The 16,210-nt window shown below is 37.0% G+C and carries 18 protein-coding genes and 1 other annotated feature; all 18 genes read right to left on the reverse strand.

All coding sequences use genetic code 11. The annotated features are described in order from the left end of the window. Positions 1 to 507 precede the first annotated feature (507 nt). Positions 508 to 773: a binding site (T-box leader), on the reverse strand. Positions 774 to 841: 68 nt separating this feature from the next. After that, complete coding sequence (locus RGU12_RS03290; protein WP_309534791.1) at positions 842 to 1,342, reverse strand: DivIVA domain-containing protein; 501 nt, start codon at positions 1,340 to 1,342, stop codon at positions 842 to 844. Between the two features lie 108 nt (positions 1,343 to 1,450). Beyond that, positions 1,451 to 2,224, reverse strand: a complete 774-nt coding sequence (locus tag RGU12_RS03295; RefSeq protein ID WP_309534792.1) for a YlmH family RNA-binding protein — start codon at positions 2,222 to 2,224, stop codon at positions 1,451 to 1,453. 60 nt (positions 2,225 to 2,284) lie between these two features. Next, complete coding sequence (locus RGU12_RS03300) at positions 2,285 to 2,545, reverse strand: YggT family protein (RefSeq protein ID WP_116350653.1); 261 nt, start codon at positions 2,543 to 2,545, stop codon at positions 2,285 to 2,287. 6 nt (positions 2,546 to 2,551) lie between these two features. After that, complete coding sequence (locus RGU12_RS03305; RefSeq protein ID WP_309534793.1) at positions 2,552 to 2,986, reverse strand: cell division protein SepF; 435 nt, start codon at positions 2,984 to 2,986, stop codon at positions 2,552 to 2,554. A 17-nt stretch (positions 2,987 to 3,003) separates the two neighbouring features. After that, on the reverse strand, positions 3,004 to 3,681 hold the full coding sequence (locus RGU12_RS03310) for a YggS family pyridoxal phosphate-dependent enzyme (RefSeq protein ID WP_309534794.1): 678 nt from the start codon (positions 3,679 to 3,681) through the stop codon (positions 3,004 to 3,006). Between the two features lie 7 nt (positions 3,682 to 3,688). Further along, positions 3,689 to 4,510 (reverse strand): peptidoglycan editing factor PgeF, encoded by an 822-nt coding sequence (gene pgeF, locus RGU12_RS03315; RefSeq protein WP_309534795.1) that lies wholly within the window; start codon positions 4,508 to 4,510, stop codon positions 3,689 to 3,691. A gap of 154 nt (positions 4,511 to 4,664) precedes the next feature. Then, positions 4,665 to 4,910 (reverse strand): YlmC/YmxH family sporulation protein, encoded by a 246-nt coding sequence (locus tag RGU12_RS03320; protein WP_309534796.1) that lies wholly within the window; start codon positions 4,908 to 4,910, stop codon positions 4,665 to 4,667. 406 nt (positions 4,911 to 5,316) lie between these two features. Beyond that, a complete protein-coding gene (gene sigG, locus RGU12_RS03325; protein ID WP_116350658.1) occupies positions 5,317 to 6,099 on the reverse strand; it encodes an RNA polymerase sporulation sigma factor SigG in 783 nt (260 codons plus the stop codon). Between the two features lie 144 nt (positions 6,100 to 6,243). Further along, positions 6,244 to 6,963, reverse strand: coding sequence for an RNA polymerase sporulation sigma factor SigE (gene sigE, locus RGU12_RS03330; RefSeq protein WP_057996837.1), 720 nt, complete (start codon positions 6,961 to 6,963; stop codon positions 6,244 to 6,246). Positions 6,964 to 7,038: 75 nt separating this feature from the next. Then, positions 7,039 to 7,965: a sigma-E processing peptidase SpoIIGA gene (spoIIGA, locus tag RGU12_RS03335; RefSeq protein WP_309534797.1), complete on the reverse strand. Its 927-nt coding sequence runs from the start codon at positions 7,963 to 7,965 to the stop codon at positions 7,039 to 7,041. 463 nt (positions 7,966 to 8,428) lie between these two features. Further along, entirely contained in the window at positions 8,429 to 9,571 is a 1,143-nt protein-coding gene (gene ftsZ, locus RGU12_RS03340; RefSeq protein WP_116350661.1) for a cell division protein FtsZ, read from the reverse strand. A 47-nt stretch (positions 9,572 to 9,618) separates the two neighbouring features. After that, positions 9,619 to 10,911 carry a cell division protein FtsA gene (ftsA, locus tag RGU12_RS03345; RefSeq protein WP_309534798.1) on the reverse strand — a complete coding sequence of 431 codons (1,293 nt, stop codon included), beginning with the start codon at positions 10,909 to 10,911 and terminating at the stop codon, positions 9,619 to 9,621. Positions 10,912 to 11,040: 129 nt separating this feature from the next. Further along, positions 11,041 to 11,403, reverse strand: coding sequence for a small basic family protein (locus tag RGU12_RS03350; protein ID WP_010282644.1), 363 nt, complete (start codon positions 11,401 to 11,403; stop codon positions 11,041 to 11,043). Between the two features lie 18 nt (positions 11,404 to 11,421). Continuing rightward, positions 11,422 to 12,132, reverse strand: a complete 711-nt coding sequence (locus RGU12_RS03355) for a DUF881 domain-containing protein (RefSeq protein WP_309534799.1) — start codon at positions 12,130 to 12,132, stop codon at positions 11,422 to 11,424. 9 nt (positions 12,133 to 12,141) lie between these two features. Continuing rightward, positions 12,142 to 12,846, reverse strand: a complete 705-nt coding sequence (locus tag RGU12_RS03360) for a DUF881 domain-containing protein (protein WP_309534800.1) — start codon at positions 12,844 to 12,846, stop codon at positions 12,142 to 12,144. Then, positions 12,830 to 13,633 carry a cell division protein FtsQ/DivIB gene (locus tag RGU12_RS03365; protein ID WP_309534801.1) on the reverse strand — a complete coding sequence of 268 codons (804 nt, stop codon included), beginning with the start codon at positions 13,631 to 13,633 and terminating at the stop codon, positions 12,830 to 12,832. The genes RGU12_RS03360 and RGU12_RS03365 overlap by 17 nt, the downstream gene beginning before the upstream one ends. A gap of 200 nt (positions 13,634 to 13,833) precedes the next feature. Next, a complete protein-coding gene (gene murB, locus RGU12_RS03370) occupies positions 13,834 to 14,742 on the reverse strand; it encodes a UDP-N-acetylmuramate dehydrogenase (RefSeq protein ID WP_309534802.1) in 909 nt (302 codons plus the stop codon). 162 nt (positions 14,743 to 14,904) lie between these two features. Further along, positions 14,905 to 15,993: an undecaprenyldiphospho-muramoylpentapeptide beta-N-acetylglucosaminyltransferase gene (murG, locus tag RGU12_RS03375; protein ID WP_309534803.1), complete on the reverse strand. Its 1,089-nt coding sequence runs from the start codon at positions 15,991 to 15,993 to the stop codon at positions 14,905 to 14,907. Positions 15,994 to 16,210: the final 217 nt, after the last annotated feature.

Genomic DNA, 16,210 nt, shown 5'->3' on the forward strand with positions numbered 1-16,210 from the left:
GACTTGATCAGCCCCGACAAGCATAAGAAAAGCTGACGAGAAGGATGTATTTTATCCTTCTTGACAGATTGGCTAATGACCTCGAGGGGCTAGGCGCTGGAGCTAGATTTGAATATGCCCATAAATAAATATTTGCAGCTTGTTACAGTATGCGACTAATGGTTATCATTTAAAACAAGGCTCATTTCTAAAAGATTGTTGCTTTAAAAAATAGGGTGATTGCCGCTCCTGGTACTCGCTTTCCGCGGGCGAAACGCAAGCCTCCTCAGGCCTACACGATGTAGGTCACGAAGCCGTTGCCACAGGACGTGGCGCTCTTAGGCTTCGAACTTTAATTGGTCTCGCTTGGCTCGCTATTCCCGCAGGACATTGAATAGGCTTCCTTGTAACTACACCGCACGAAGAAAATGCGTGCATTTTCAAGGATCTCGTACCATTCGCACAATCATATCCAAAAACAAGAAAGTTTTCGAAAACAGCCAAATACAAAAAGACCTTCTCATCCCAAAAAGGGACGAGAAGGCCTCTCGCGGTACCACCCTTATAGACGAAGATTTCTTATTCGTCCACTCGACATTCGTAACGTGAATGATTCGCGAAATGCTTACTTAGAAATGATGAAAGGACAGCCTTAAACCATTTTTATGTGTTCAGCACCGAACTCCGGGGTGATCTTCATTCTTAACGCTTATATCAGGCTTCCACCATCCCTGACTCGCTTTCAATATTTGATAAGACGATTTAAGAACTACTGTCCCCATCATAGCTGCTATAAATATTTAAGTTTAATTAGTTGTTTTAAAATTATATGCGTATTAAACAGAAGAGTCAAGTATTGAAGTTAGTTTTCTTCTGATTCTGCAAAAACTGGTTCAACATTGTATTCCATGAGATGATCCCAATCATCATTATTAAGCATGTCTAGTTGTGCTTCAATTAACATTTTAAATCTGTTTCTAAATACTTTTGATTGTTTCTTCAATTCTTCGATTTCAATTGATATCTTTCTAGATTTAGCTAAAGATTCATTTATAATACGATCCGCATTTTTCTCTGCTTCTTTAATAATAAGCTTGGCTTCTTTTGAAGCATTGCGTTTCACATCTTCTGCTGTTTCTTGAGCAATTAAAATCGATTTATTTAATGTTTCTTCGATATTTGTAAAATGTCCTAGTTTTTCATTTAGCTCTGAAAGCTTTGATTCAAGTTCTTTTTTCTCACGTATAACCATTTCATAATCTTTAATGACCTGATCGAGAAACTCGTTTACTTCGTCCTCATCATAGCCGCGAAAACCTTTATTAAATTCCTTATTATGAATATCTAATGGCGTTAAAGGCACGAATGCCACCTCCAAAAATTAATAAATTATTAAAATTAGAAATCATTACCTATATGTATGATACTTTACATTTCGACAAAAAAGAAGAAATTCCTGCATTCTTTTCAATTATTTTTGTCTTCCAACAATAATTCTCCATTTTTCCTTTTTCGTTTTCCCTTCAATTGAATGAAGTTTACTTCTTCCAAACCCACGAACAGAAAGAACATCCGTTTCTTTACATTCAAATGAAGTTTGCTCGATTTTTTTCCAATTCACCTTTACAAGTCCATTCTCAATTAAGACTTGAACTTTTTGTCGGGATAAATTCAAAATGGATGACAGTACCACATCTAATCGTAAAGAAGAAACAGTGACGGTTTGCTCTGTCCATTCCTCATTTACCTCAAGTAAATCATTCGACATTATTTCTGAAAGTGAAATGGTTGCTTTTCCAACTGCAGTTAGATTCATTCGAACGTAGTCTCCAATCTCTTTTGCTACTACAATTTGAATCCGCTCACCTTGTGTTAAAATATCACCAAACTTGGCTCGTTTCAGGCCAAGAGACATTAATGAACCGAGTACTTTGCGATGATCGACTGTAACAAATTTAACTGGATACTTCACTTCAAAAAAGGCAAGATTATAATCTTCTTCATTCGGTTCGAAATAAGTTGGATACAATAAGGCACGTTTTCGTTCAAGTCCTTCTTTTCCACCAAAAAAATCAACAAGGATTTCTCCATTTGTTCCAATCACTTGTTTTACAATTTCTTGTTCACGTGGATCAAGAAAATCCGTTAACTTTGGACTATACTGGTTCTCTACAGTCTGCTTCCATTCTAAAACTTGATCAATGAATGCATGCTCTTCTTTTCGAAAATGTTGATATAAATTCATATGTCTATTACCTCAGGTTGAAATAAGAAAGGGACCTAATATATGAGGTCCTTTTTTCTCTTAAAACATGAATTGTAGTGCATCAATTCCTCTACCAGCAAAATTAAGAACTAAGATTGCAACGATTGGAGAAATATCAATCATCCCTAGTGGCGGAATAAATCTGCGGAAAGGTTCTAGATAAGGTTCACAAATTCTTGCTAAAAATTGACCAATTCCTGATTCACGTGCATTTGGAAACCACGACATTAATATATAAATGATAAGTGCATACGAGTAAAGTACGATCACATTACCTATAATTCCGAAAATAATACTCATTTTCGACTACCACCCCTTTTCAGCGTATTCTTCGTTAGATACAATCTCAGAGATATTTCCAGAGACATCAATATTGTCAGGAGTACATAAGAATATATTTGAACCTATGCGTTGAATATCTCCACCGATTGCATATACAGTTCCACTTAAAAAATCAACAATTCGCTTAGCCTGATCATGTTGAACTCGTTGTAGGTTAACAACAACTGCTCGTCTGTTTTTTAAATGATCCGCAATTTCCTGAGCCTCTGCATACACGCGAGGTTCGAATAAAATAACCTTTGATGATTTTTGAACACTTTGCAAGCTTACCACATTTTGCTTTGCAGCAGATCTTGTAGGCTTTGTAGGTTCAACTTCCTCTTCAAAATATTCTTCCTCTTCATAATCATATTCATCTTCTAATGCAAAAAAACTTTTAAATTTTGACTTTATGCTCATTTATAACACCTCTCTTTTTAGAATTCTTTACCAACTAGCGAAGTACCTATTCGAATGAAGGTAGCCCCTTCCTCTATTGCAATATCGTAATCATTAGACATTCCCATAGATAACTCTGTACATGGTGCATATGAGAATCCCTGGGCTTGTACATCGTCTCTTAGCTTTCGTAGTCTTTTGAAGCATTCACGTATGATGTTCTTGTCTTCAATAAATGGAGCCATTGTCATTAATCCAACAATCTCAATCGAAGGGAATTTTTCTAATTCCTTTATGAAAGACTCAAGTTGTTCGGGTGTGATTCCATGTTTGGACTCTTCTCCAGAAACATTTACTTGTACAAAACATTTTATTTTCCCGCTTGCCCGTTTGTGTATTTCCTCAGCTAAAGTAATGCGGTCAAGCGAATGAATGTAGTCCACCTTATCAATAATGTTTTTTACTTTTCTTGTTTGAAGCGAACCAATAAAATGCCAAGTCGGCTCATCTCCAATTTCCTCAAGTTTCTTTATCAGACCATCGTCACGGTTTTCTCCAATATGACGAACTCCTGCCTCTATCGCTTCTTTGGCAGTTTCAACACTCACATATTTGGTAACAGCAATGATCGAAACATCATCAGCAGAACGGTTTGACCGCATGCATGCTTGTTCAATCTTTTCTTGTATGTTTAAAAGATTTTCTTTCACACTCATTTAAAATTTAGTCCTCCTTTAACCCCAAAAAACTCATCATTCTACCCGTTTTCCCGTTATCCCTACGATGCGAAAAGAAAAGCTGTTTCTCACAAGATGTACAATACGAGGAAACTTGTATATTTTCAGGAGGAATTCCTGCTCTTACCATCAATTGATAATTCAGCTCTTTTAGCTCCAATCGATACTGATTATCATCTATTTTTTCATATGGCTTTGAATCTACATGATCTAAATCTTTGACGAAATTCATAACATAATCATCAACGATATAGCAGCATTTACCAATAGAAGGTCCAATGATAGCTTGGATTTCAGTTGGATTGACATCTTCTACGCTCCAAGCCCGAACCATCTCACCTGCAATATCCTGAACAGTTCCCTTCCAGCCCGCATGCGCAATTCCGATCAGTTGTTTTGATGGAGCAAAAAAATAGAGTGGAACACAGTCCGCAAAGCAAAGGGTTAACAGAATATTTTTCTCATCGGTATATAATCCATCAGTATCTTTGATGCCTTCCTCATATGTAAAAACCCCTGCACCGAGATCCTTTTTAGTGACCTTAACAATTTTATTTTTATGTGTTTGTTCAGAGCATACCCAGGATTCTAGCGGAAAATGAAGAATGTCTGCAAGCTTTTTCCGATTTGAGATAACAGAGTCGGATTTATCATGTACATGCAGCCCCAGATTTAAGGATTCAAATTGTTCTTCACTTACTCCTCCATTTTTGGTTGAAGACCCAACAACGAGCTTTTCTGAGTACTTGCTCCAAGCTCGGGCCATTAAAACCTGTTTCGTATCCTCAATAAATGGTTCAAGCTTCATAACAACATCCTTTATACATATTTTCAAACCAATACATAATAGGTTGACAATAGTTTATTTTTTTCGAAAAATGAACCCTTCTCCTGCCTATTTTATCACATCTTAGCAAAAGAAAGGAGAATATGTTAGGAAAAATGTCAAAATTTAGCCGTGTTTATTCAATATTATTTTGTGTTCTAACTAAAATAACATCCTTGCCGACTTTAATTATATTTCTCCAAGGAATTACAACCTCATCATCACGACCAAATAAACCTAATACTTTTCCATAGCCGCCAATAACAATGGCATCGATTTTACCAGTTGTTAGGTTAATATCAATATCCCCAATATTGCCAAGTCTTTTTCCATCAACAACACTTACAACATCCTTTGCCTGAAAATCAGAAATTTTAACCATATCCCCCGCCTCCTTATAGTAACTATATGACTGTCTCAGTGGGTTTTATGTGATAAAAATAGAGAGAGTAGAAGACGTTAGAACCCCAACGTAAAAAAAGACATTCGAATGATACGAATGTCTCAGACTGTTGACAAACGCTCGCATACTTCGTTGCTTGCCTCTCTCGTCCGCTCATGAAGGCAACTTCTATTCGCGTCTTCGATCGGCTGTGCGCCTTGTCTGACAAGCGTTTTCAAGACAGTCTGGGGAAAGTAATTTACATCTAGATATCCTGTAAAAAAACGTGTAGACAAAGTCAATACTGACTTTGTCTATACTCTGAGACATTCGAATGATACGAATGTCTAGTTATTTTATTTCTTTTGGACGATTACTTGTCCACAAAATGGGTTACACCCCATTATTAATTTTGGATATTCTTATTCATTTGTTTAATGGCTGCTTTTTCAAGACGTGAAACTTGGGCTTGAGAGATTCCGATTTCTTCAGCAACCTCCATTTGTGTTTTTCCTTGAAAAAATCGTTTCCGAAGGATTAGTTTCTCACGATCATTTAATCGTCTCATACCTTCTTTTAAAGCAATCTCTTCAATCCAATTTGAATCTCGATTTCGCTCATCACTTAATTGGTCCACCACATAAATAGGATCTCCGCCATCATTATAGATTGGTTCAAATAATGATACAGGGTCTTGAATGGCATCAAGTGCAAAGACGATTTCTTCGTGTGGCACTTCTAGGACCTTTGCGATTTCTTCTGCTGTGGGTTCCCTCGAGGTTTCACTCATTAAACGCTCTCTTACCTGCAATGCCTTATAGGCAATATCCCGCAGTGAGCGCGATACCCTGATAGGATTGTTGTCTCGTAAATAGCGCCGAATTTCACCGATGATCATCGGAACTGCATAGGTGGAGAATTTTACGTTTTGACTGAGGTCAAAATTATCGATTGATTTCATAAGGCCGATACAGCCCACTTGAAATAAATCATCTACAAATTCTCCTCTGTTGTTGAAACGTTGAATGACACTGAGGACAAGTCGTAAATTACCATTTACAAGCTTATCGCGGGCTGACAAATCATTCCCACTTTGCATTTGTCTAAATAATTCCCGCATCTCTTCATTTTTTAATACTGGAAGCTTTGAAGTATCAACACCACAAATTTCTACTTTATTTCGAGTCAATTCTTTCCCTCCTAACAGGAGTTGCTGTACAAAGTTAAGTATCTCCGTTAGAGGGAAAAATATGCATTTTGAATTCACACCTATTTCCAAAACAGGTGGAAAAAAACAGAAACATCAACTACTACAAAGTATAATAAAATTTTTTTACACCATTTTATTAAATTCTTTACGCAGACGTTTTATGATTCGCTTTTCTAATCTTGAAATATAGGACTGGGAAATTCCAAGCATATCTGCAACGTCTTTTTGTGTCTTCTCCTCACCACCAATTAGTCCGAAACGAAGCTCCATAATTTGTTTCTCACGATCATTAAGTTGATGGAGAGCTTTTACTAATAGTTTGCGATCAACGTTTGCTTCCAGATCCTTGGTAATGATGTCTTCCTCTGTTCCTAGAACATCAGATAGTAATAATTCATTGCCATCCCAATCAATATTTAATGGTTCATCGAATGATACCTCGGACCTAATTTTATTATTACGCCGTAAATACATCAAAATTTCGTTTTCAATACATCTTGAAGCATACGTAGCGAGTTTAATTTTCTTTTCAGGATTAAATGTATTCACTGCCTTAATTAAACCAATTGTTCCGATGCTAATTAAATCCTCAATATTAATTCCGGTATTCTCAAATTTTCGAGCAATGTATACCACGAGTCTTAAATTTCTTTCAATTAAGATTGACCTTGCCGCCTTATCACCACTTGGAAGTTTATTTAATAGGACTTCTTCCTCATCCTTGGATAATGGCGGTGGCAATGCTTCACTCCCTCCAATATAATAGATCTCATCCGTTTTTAAGCCTAATTTTATTAAAAGTTTATACCACCAATATGTAAGTTTTAATTTTAATTTAGCCACAGGTAAGTTCTCCCTTCTAATTTGTAAAAAGTGTGAGTATGATATTTATAGGAATCTAATCGTTCTTTTTCCCCATCATGAAGCTGACTTAATGGAGGATGATATAAGCATTTTCGGATGGACAATACAATCATATTCGCCATCTGTGGACAATGTTGTATGGTTAAATGCAACAAGGCCTTTTTTCACGATATTTTCTTCATTTCCATGAAAAATTGTTATTTGGTCTGGTTTAATTGCGAGTAAAAATTGGTGCTCTTGTCCAACGCCCCGATATGGAATAAGCCTTACCCTACTTTCCCATTTATGGGATTCAGTTGAAGTATCATTTGTTAATAACTCGATATTTTTAGACTGTTCGATTAATGATTTAGGAAATAGCTCTTCATATTTCGTCGTATCTAAAATCATAACCGGGCTTTTTGTAATCGGATCAAATAATTGATTTCCACTGTCAACCAAACCTTTTAAGTTCAGGGTAACATCATCTATTTCAAGCTTCACGTCGACTATCTGGTCATAGAAAACTTGTTTCGTTTCGATGTCAGCTATTCTATTTTTAGAAAAATACCATAAGAGAGGAAACCCTATTAATACAAATCCCCAACTAATTGGATTACCAAAACCTCTAGATTGCGTCAGGATTGTACCATCAAATACTTGAACATCAAATTCTAAGAAATAATGGACCCCTATCATTCCACCTCCAATCATGAAAGTAGCAAAATAAAAGGTTAATAGCCCCTGTATAAAATATCGGAATCGTTTATAACCAAAAGCAACTCCTACGATTGCGATTGAAAAGAGTAGTTTTGTAAGAGGATGTGACCCGATTGCCGCAAAAGGAGAAACCACTATCAGGACTACTAAAGATCCGATAAAAGCACCTACTAAGATTCGCCATTTGACAATTTTACGCTTAAGTATTAGCGCTGTTAAAAGTAACAACAAGGCGTCAAAGAAAAAGTTTAATAACCAGATTACATCTAAATAAATGGACAACCTATTTCTCCTTTCACCAATAGTCACTGCTCTTTTTCGAACGCAATTTACGTAAACTAGTTAGCTTAAAAAATAGTATATAGTACATCTTATATGGAGTCTGTCACTTCATGCCGATAATAAAAGAGAAATTTTGAAAGATTAGATCTTATTTTGTCAGTTCGCCTGTGAATGAAGATAGGATGGAATAAAACGAGGGAAAAATAAAAAAAAGCGCAAGCGCCTTAAAATTGGAACATCGACTAACGATAAATTTTAAATAAACTTCTAGACCATAAAAAAGGCATTCGACAATCTTGTTGTCAAATGCCTTTACTTTATATTTAAAGAATCTTGAATGGTCTAGCTCCAGGTGCCATCAGCTCGAGGTCAAAAGCCCATCGCTTCTGAAGGCATAGAGCGCCTTCTGTCAGCGCTGTTCTTTTGCTTGTCGCCGATATACGGAAACATTAAGCTTTTCTTTTTAACCTCTTCTTTTACGGTTACGTAGGAATGTTGGTACATCGATTTCATCTTCAACATGAACTGCGCCACGTGTATTTACTTCTTGTACTGGCTCCTCACGCTTCACTTCTCTTCTTGGTGCAGCCTGAACCTGTGGTTGTGGTTTAGCACCAAAAGATGGACGTGATGGACGCGTTGGGTCTAGTTCAGTCTCTTTAAAGCCTGTAGCAATCACAGTAACAACAATTTCTTCTTTTAAGTTTTCATTAATAACAGATCCAAAAATCATGTTCACTTCTTGATCTGAAGCTGATGCAACAATATCGGCAGCCTCTTGAACTTCATAAAGACTTAAATTGGTTCCACCAGTGATGTTCATAAGGACACCTTGTGCACCATCAATAGATGTTTCAAGTAATGGACTTGAAATCGCCTTTTTAGCTGCTTCTGCAGCACGGTTCTCACCTGTTGCAACACCGATCCCCATAAGTGCAGAACCTTTATTAGACATAATTGTTTTTACGTCAGCAAAGTCTAGGTTGATTAATCCAGGAACAGCGATTAAATCAGAAATACCTTGTACACCCTGACGTAATACATTATCAGCCTCACGGAAAGCCTCAAGCATAGGTGTATTTTTATCCACAATTTCAAGAAGACGATCATTTGGAATGACGATTAAAGTGTCTACTGATTCTTTCATTGCAGAGATTCCACCAGCTGCTTGTGTTTGACGCTTTCTACCTTCGAAGGTGAACGGTCTTGTTACCACACCTACTGTAAGGGCACCTAAATCTTTTGAAATTTGTGCAATCACAGGTGCAGCACCTGTACCTGTTCCACCGCCCATACCAGCTGTTACGAATACCATATCTGCTCCTTTAAGAGCTTCTTCGATTTGTTCTCTGCTTTCTTCTGCAGCTTTTTTACCAACTTCTGGATTTGCTCCAGCGCCTAATCCACGGGTTAATTTCCCACCGATTTGCATTTTTATTTCCGCTTTTGAAAGATTTAAAGCTTGAGCGTCGGTATTAACTGCGATAAACTCCACACCTTGAACACCGTGTTCAATCATTCGGTTAACCGCGTTATTCCCACCGCCACCTACACCTATTACCTTTATTGTAGCTAATTGATCAACATTTGTATCAAACTCTAACATTATAAGATCCTCCTAATTTGCAAATATACTACTCTTGTAACTGTGTGTTATTCAAAGAAGAGACCAAAAAACCTCTTAACCTTATTCCCAATATTTTGTTCTTCTTTTGAGTTTTTAGGATGACTTTTCGCTTGAGGCTGTCTTGACGGTCTTTTCTCCGTATTTTCCACTTTAACCGTCGTACTAATTTTTCTTCCTTGAACTCTTGCTTGTTCATAAGCGAACTGCAATAGACCTACACCTGTTGAATATTGAGGTTCTCTAACTCCAATATAGTCAGGCTTTGCAATTCTAACATTACTACGTAATACAAGTTGAGATAGCTCTAATACTCCAGGCATATTTACTACTCCACCTGTAAGAACAAAGCCACCAGGAAGATCTCCTACACCCATTTTCTTAATTTCCTTTTGAACTAAAAGTAAAATTTCTTCTAATCTTGCTTCGATGATTTCAGAAATTTGTAATTGGGTAAATTGTTCTTGTTGATCACTGCCGATAATTGAAACATTGAATACTTCTTCATCAGAAGCATCATCATAGAAGGCATGTCCATGTTTAATTTTAATTTTCTCTGCATCTTCAGTAGAAGTTCGCAATCCAATTGCTAAATCTTTTGTAATATGGTCTCCACCAACAGGAAGAACACTTGTTGCTTTCAAATAACCATGATTGAAAAGAGCAACGGTCGTAGAACCTCCACCAATATCAACGAGAGCAACACCTAGATTTTTCTCGTCATCAGATAATGAGATTGAACCTGATGCAAGAGGTTGTAAAGAAATTGCTGCGATATCAAGTCCTGCTTTTTCTACACAACGAAGCAGGTTATGTAAGATAGTACGTGAAGTTGTAATAATCGTACCTTCCACTTCAAGTCGAACACCTAACATACCACGTGGATCACTAATTTCATCATATCCATCTACGATAAACTGATTAGGAATCATATCAATAATTTCTCTTTCTGGTGGGAGAGAAATAAATTGTGCGGCATCGATTACACGTAGGACATCTTCATTGCTAATTTCACGATTTTGACGGGATTCAGTAGAAACTGCCACAACACCGTGGGCATCCTGTAACTGTACATTAATTGCAGGAACAGATACGACTACCTGATTAATAGAAATGCCTACCATTCTTTCTGCTTGCTCAACTGCCTTTTTAATAGAATGAACGGTTTCATCTATGTCAACAATTGAACCTTTTTTCAAACCCTCTGATTTAACATTACCCACACCTATTATGTTAAGAGAATCATCAACCATTTCACCGATAATAACCTTAACACTGGATGTACCGATGTCAAGACTAACACATATTTCATTGCTGTTCATTCTGTGGCACCTCCTTTTTTTACATAAACACATTTTACATATGATTTCGAACAACAACTGCTATTTTCATATGAATTTACACATATGAAAAATATTCAACAATCATAGGGATTTTCCCTTTATAAAAAATCAATTTTTTTCTATTTTATCACGAGAAAGGCTCCATTTGGATAAAATTATTCGTCTGATAACCGCAATATTTTGGAATAACCTTACTCCGAATGCAAAAACGGCTACCAAATACAAGTCTACACCAAGATGTACACCTAGAAAAGCTAAACTTGCTGCTAATAAAATATTAAAAAAGAAACCAGAAACAAAGACGGACTGATCATAAATATTTTGCAGGTGTGCACGGATGCCACCGAATAATGTATCAAGTGCCGCTAATACTGCAATTGATAAATAATTTGAATACTCTGCCGGAATCTTAAATTCCGATAACAGTCCGAGAATGATTCCGACTATTAGACCGAAGATTGGGAGCCACATATCTATGTTCCACCTTTATCACTTTTTATCTGGTTCCATATTAGGCTGCATTTCTGTAATCCTAATTGGGTCGTCATACGCAGGTATTGTTACGACTTTACTTGGCTTTGAAATTTTCAAGCGCAAATTATCAATGAAAAACTGACGCTCCGCTTCCGATGCTTTTAACTTGTTGTAAAGTCGTTCTGCATCATCGGCAATGACTTTTATTTCAATTGGCAATGGACTAATTGAATATGAATCGATTTTAGGTCTTCCCTGAATTTCCCGAATCACTGTGGTGGCAATTATTCTGTGACCATCAATTGAAATCGCCTTTGCTTGATAAGAATTTAATTCATTTATCAACCACCTTAACAAGCTAGGGGTGATGGCTGTTGCTTGTTTTCCAACTTCATTGAACGACTGCTCAACAGTTATCGTGATTCCTGGACCTGAAACTTCTGTTAGTCCAGCCTCTTTCTTTAACTCATCAAGGGTATCCTGTAAAATCGTTATTTTACTATCATCACGTTGACTTTCGTATTGCTCTACCTTCGCCTCATATGTATAAATTTTTGTCAAAAGCTCCGTATATAATTCTTGGGATTGTTTTAAATCCTCTCGTAATTCCCATAAATCACGGGTATCACGCACTTCAGGTTCTTTAATGGTTTGAAATTGGACAGCAACCATAAACCCTATTATACACGTAATGACCGTGAAGCTAATGCCTGTTTTTTTGTCCAATAAAACCACCTATTTCGCGTTAATTAATGGATCCATTTCAATTTGTGCCTTGTTCTCGATTTTCACGACAATATTATCCTGTATTAATTGGTCAGTGATTCCTCCATTCATATTTAAGGCAGGCACCAGTACATTTGGGTCACCGATTGCTGAAATTACAAATGGAGCTGGAAAAGGTGCACCATCGACGACAACAACAGGTCCGTTACAGTAAATATAAGAATCATGACTAAGTCGTTTACCATTAACAGAAACAGCTTGGGCACCAGATACATAAAGTTCATTAATAACCTTGAATAAATGACTCTCATGAACTAAATAATTGTTCACATCTTGTCCCGACGGAACGTAAGAGGCATCTTCAAGCGTAACGACAACTCCTGGACCTTTTACACCAATCTCACCTACAACCATTCGGTACTTTTCTACTTCCTCGACGAGATTGAAATAAATCTGTTCCTGTTCTTCTTTTGCGAGCTCTTCTTCTATGGCTTTAATTTGATTTTGCTTTTCGATCAACTTTAATTGAAGTTCATTATTTTTTTCATTTTGTTCGTTCAACTCTGTTCGAATTTTAGCTTCTTCATTCCATTGTTGTTCAGTTACCTGATTAGATTCCAATTGTTCCTTTGTAAATTGGTACGAGAATGAAATCATAAAGCCTAGGACTAAGCAAACAAATGAGAGAATAACGTGCTTACCCTTCACCTTCACCTGTTACCATCTCCTCATCTTCATTGGTGTTCTCGTATTCGTATGGAATAAAAGTTGGTACAACATCTAGCTCAATATAACCATTAAGAGAAGGATCCAATTCACTAATGATCGTTGGATAAGCTGTAATATTTTTCGCAAAATTCCTTACCGTTGCTTTTACCTCATACCCATCAATCATATACAATGTCATCTGTAGAGGATCATATTCTGTGGGGGTATGATGAATTTCAGAAATCAGCTTCGAAATGGACGGTTGAACTTTATTAAGTTCCTTTGCGAGCAAAGTTAAGGCTTCATCCTTCCAGTCAACTAAGATGGGTGCATCCACTGGAATTGCCTTTGAACCGAACTCCTCTGGTTTTTCAATAATTTCACCATTTTCAAGAATTGGATAAAAAGTACTTGACCCACTTATATATCCTACCCTTTTCAATTCGCTAACATTTAACTTAATATGATTTGGTAGTCTTTTTTCAATCGATACTTCCTTAATTTCAGGGTGTTTTTTTATATTTTGGATTACTATATCCTTATCGACTTTCCAAAAGCTCGTCCCAACTTGTAATTTACTTAATTTTAAAATTTGATCGGATGAGATATTTTGGTTGCCTGTAATGTTGATTTCGCCAATTTTACTAAAAGGAGATTGGAAATAAAGTATTCCTGAAAGCAAAAAAAAGAAAAACGTAATATACATAATCAGTCGTCGATTAGCCTTTTGTTTTCTCCTTTGCTTAAGCTTTGGAATCCGGTCTTCTATTGTAACAACCTTTTGCTTCGCCAAATAATATTCACCCCGCTCTATGAAAGCCACTTAAAATACAAACGTATGTATGTTTAATCAGTCATTATTCCAGTTATAAAAAAATGCGTAGAACGAAAGAATAAACGGCATGTATACATGCCGTTTATTCACCAGTACAGTAACACATACATGTTATTGTATTATATCATATTTTCCTAAGAAATGGGTGTAGAAACTGTCTAGATTCGACCAATTATTTCAACTTCCGTTTCCATTCGCACACCATGTAAAGTATAGATTTTCTCTTTTACAAATTCAATTAGGTCTAGAACATCCTGAGCTTTTGCATTACCAGCATTGACAATAAAATTCCCATGCATTTCAGAAATTTTGGCCCCACCGATAGAATGACCTTTCAAGCCTGATTTTTCAACTAATTGTCCAGCATAATTTGGAAGTGGATTACGGAAAATGCTTCCTGCGCATGGAAGATCCCATGGTTGCGTATCTCTTCGATACTCTTTATTTTTCTTCATAACAGCCGAGATTTCTGCTTTATCCCCTTCCGTTAATTGAAATGTAGCTTCAACCACAATCCCTGGTCGCTTTTTTTGAAGTATGGAGGTGCGGTATGAATATTCCATTTCCTCGTTTGATAGCCATTCAAAGGTACCATCATCAAATAATATATGAGCCTTTGTTAAAACTTTAGATACATCAGAACCATGTGCCCCGGCATTCATATAAACAGCTCCGCCGATCGAACCAGGGATCCCGCTTGAAAACTCAAGTCCCGATAATCCTTTTCTTGCAATTTGTACAGCCAGACTTACAATTGAATATCCAGCACCAACAGTAAGTGTGGTACCATCAAGTTCCATATGGTTAAGGCCATTGCCCATTTTAATGACAGCACCCTCAATCCCATTATCAGATACGAGGAGATTTGATCCCCTACCGATTGCTCGCCACTTGATACCATGCTTTTTAATAATTTCAAGCGTCTTTTTTAATGATTCAACACTATCGGGTTCGATGAATAAGTCAGCCGGACCACCTATCTTAATTGTTGTATGCTTTGATAAAGGTTCATTCACTAAAACCTTGCCGACACTTGCCTCTTGAAGTTCCTTTACAATATTGTCCATATTAACCTCCTTTATCAGCATTTCACTTGGAACAAAACATAATGTACTATATGCTCCACGTGTGCTTCATGGTACATTTGCCTATTATAGAAAAGCGTAATGCACCCAAAGCTAGAAACTATCTAGCTACAGAATTTTTACTCGTGAACAAAGACGTCTTTTCTATATTAATTCCTTCATTACATTGTACAACCGTCTTGCGGCATCTGGTATACCTATTTGAGAGGATGCTTTTTTCATTTCCTCTAGTTTGATTTGATTTAAAAGAATTGAGTCAATGTCCTTAATAAGCTGAGGGCCTGTTAAATCCTTTTCAAGTCGTAAAATCGCAGCCCCTTTATCACTTAATGATCTCGCATTTTTCTCTTGGTGGTTGTTTGTCACATATGGACTTGGCACCAAAATACTTGGCAGACCTAGAGCAGTTAACTCAGCCAATGTTGTCGCACCTGCGCGGGCAACAACAAGGTCTACACCCGCTAAAACCTCTGGCATATTGTGAATAAACGGCTTAATGATGACATTGTCAGGATTTCCAACTGCTTCTACCTGATTAATTACATTTTCATAATGAACCTCACCAGTTACATAGAGGAATTGATAATCCTTTTCTTTCACATCAGATAAAGCATGTAAAAAAGCATCATTTAACGGTCTCGCTCCTCTACTTCCTCCCACTAATAAAACGGACTTTTTCGAGCCGTTGAGACCAACAGATTCTCTGCCAGCTTGACCATCCTTGCCAATGACTTCAGAAGCCCGTGGATTTCCTGTCAGAACGACCTTTTCCTTAGGAAAGAAGTCTCCAGCTTCTTCAAAGCATATTGCCACTTTATCAACATAGCGGCTTAAAAATTTATTGGTAAGCCCTGGAATACTATTTTGTTCATGAATAATTGTTGCGATATGTAATTTTGATGCTGCATATACAACGGGGCCACAAACGTAACCGCCTGTACCAATTACCACATCTGGTTTGAAATCCTTGATTATTTTTTTGCTGTCACTTACTCCTTTTAAAAAACGAGCGACCGTTTTAATGTTATCAAAGGACAGCTTTCGTTTAAAACCTGTGATATGAATCGTTTTAAAAGGGATCCCCTCACGAACCACAATTCCACTTTCTAACCCTTTTTCAGTACCGATATATAGAAATTCAGCTGAAGGGTTTAGCTTTTTTATTTCTTTAATTAAGGCAAGTGCAGGATAAATATGACCTCCTGTACCTCCACCACTCACTACAATCTTCAAGGTTCATTTCCTCCCGTTTGGAAGTTTAATTAATCAAATGCGCCTTGGCGTATTTTCGCCCGATTTTTAGGCCCACAGGAAGTGGGTTATAAAGACGTTGCCACAGGAAGTGGCGTTTTTAGTCTTTGATCCTACTGCTCGAAAAAGTTCAATTAAAAAAATCGTGGCATCCGCCGAAGGCATTAACTTAATTCAGTCGAGGTTTGAATCAGACTGA

It is taken from the genome of Ferdinandcohnia sp. QZ13 (assembly GCF_031324165.1).
GTDB lineage: Bacteria > Bacillota > Bacilli > Bacillales > Bacillaceae_L > Ferdinandcohnia.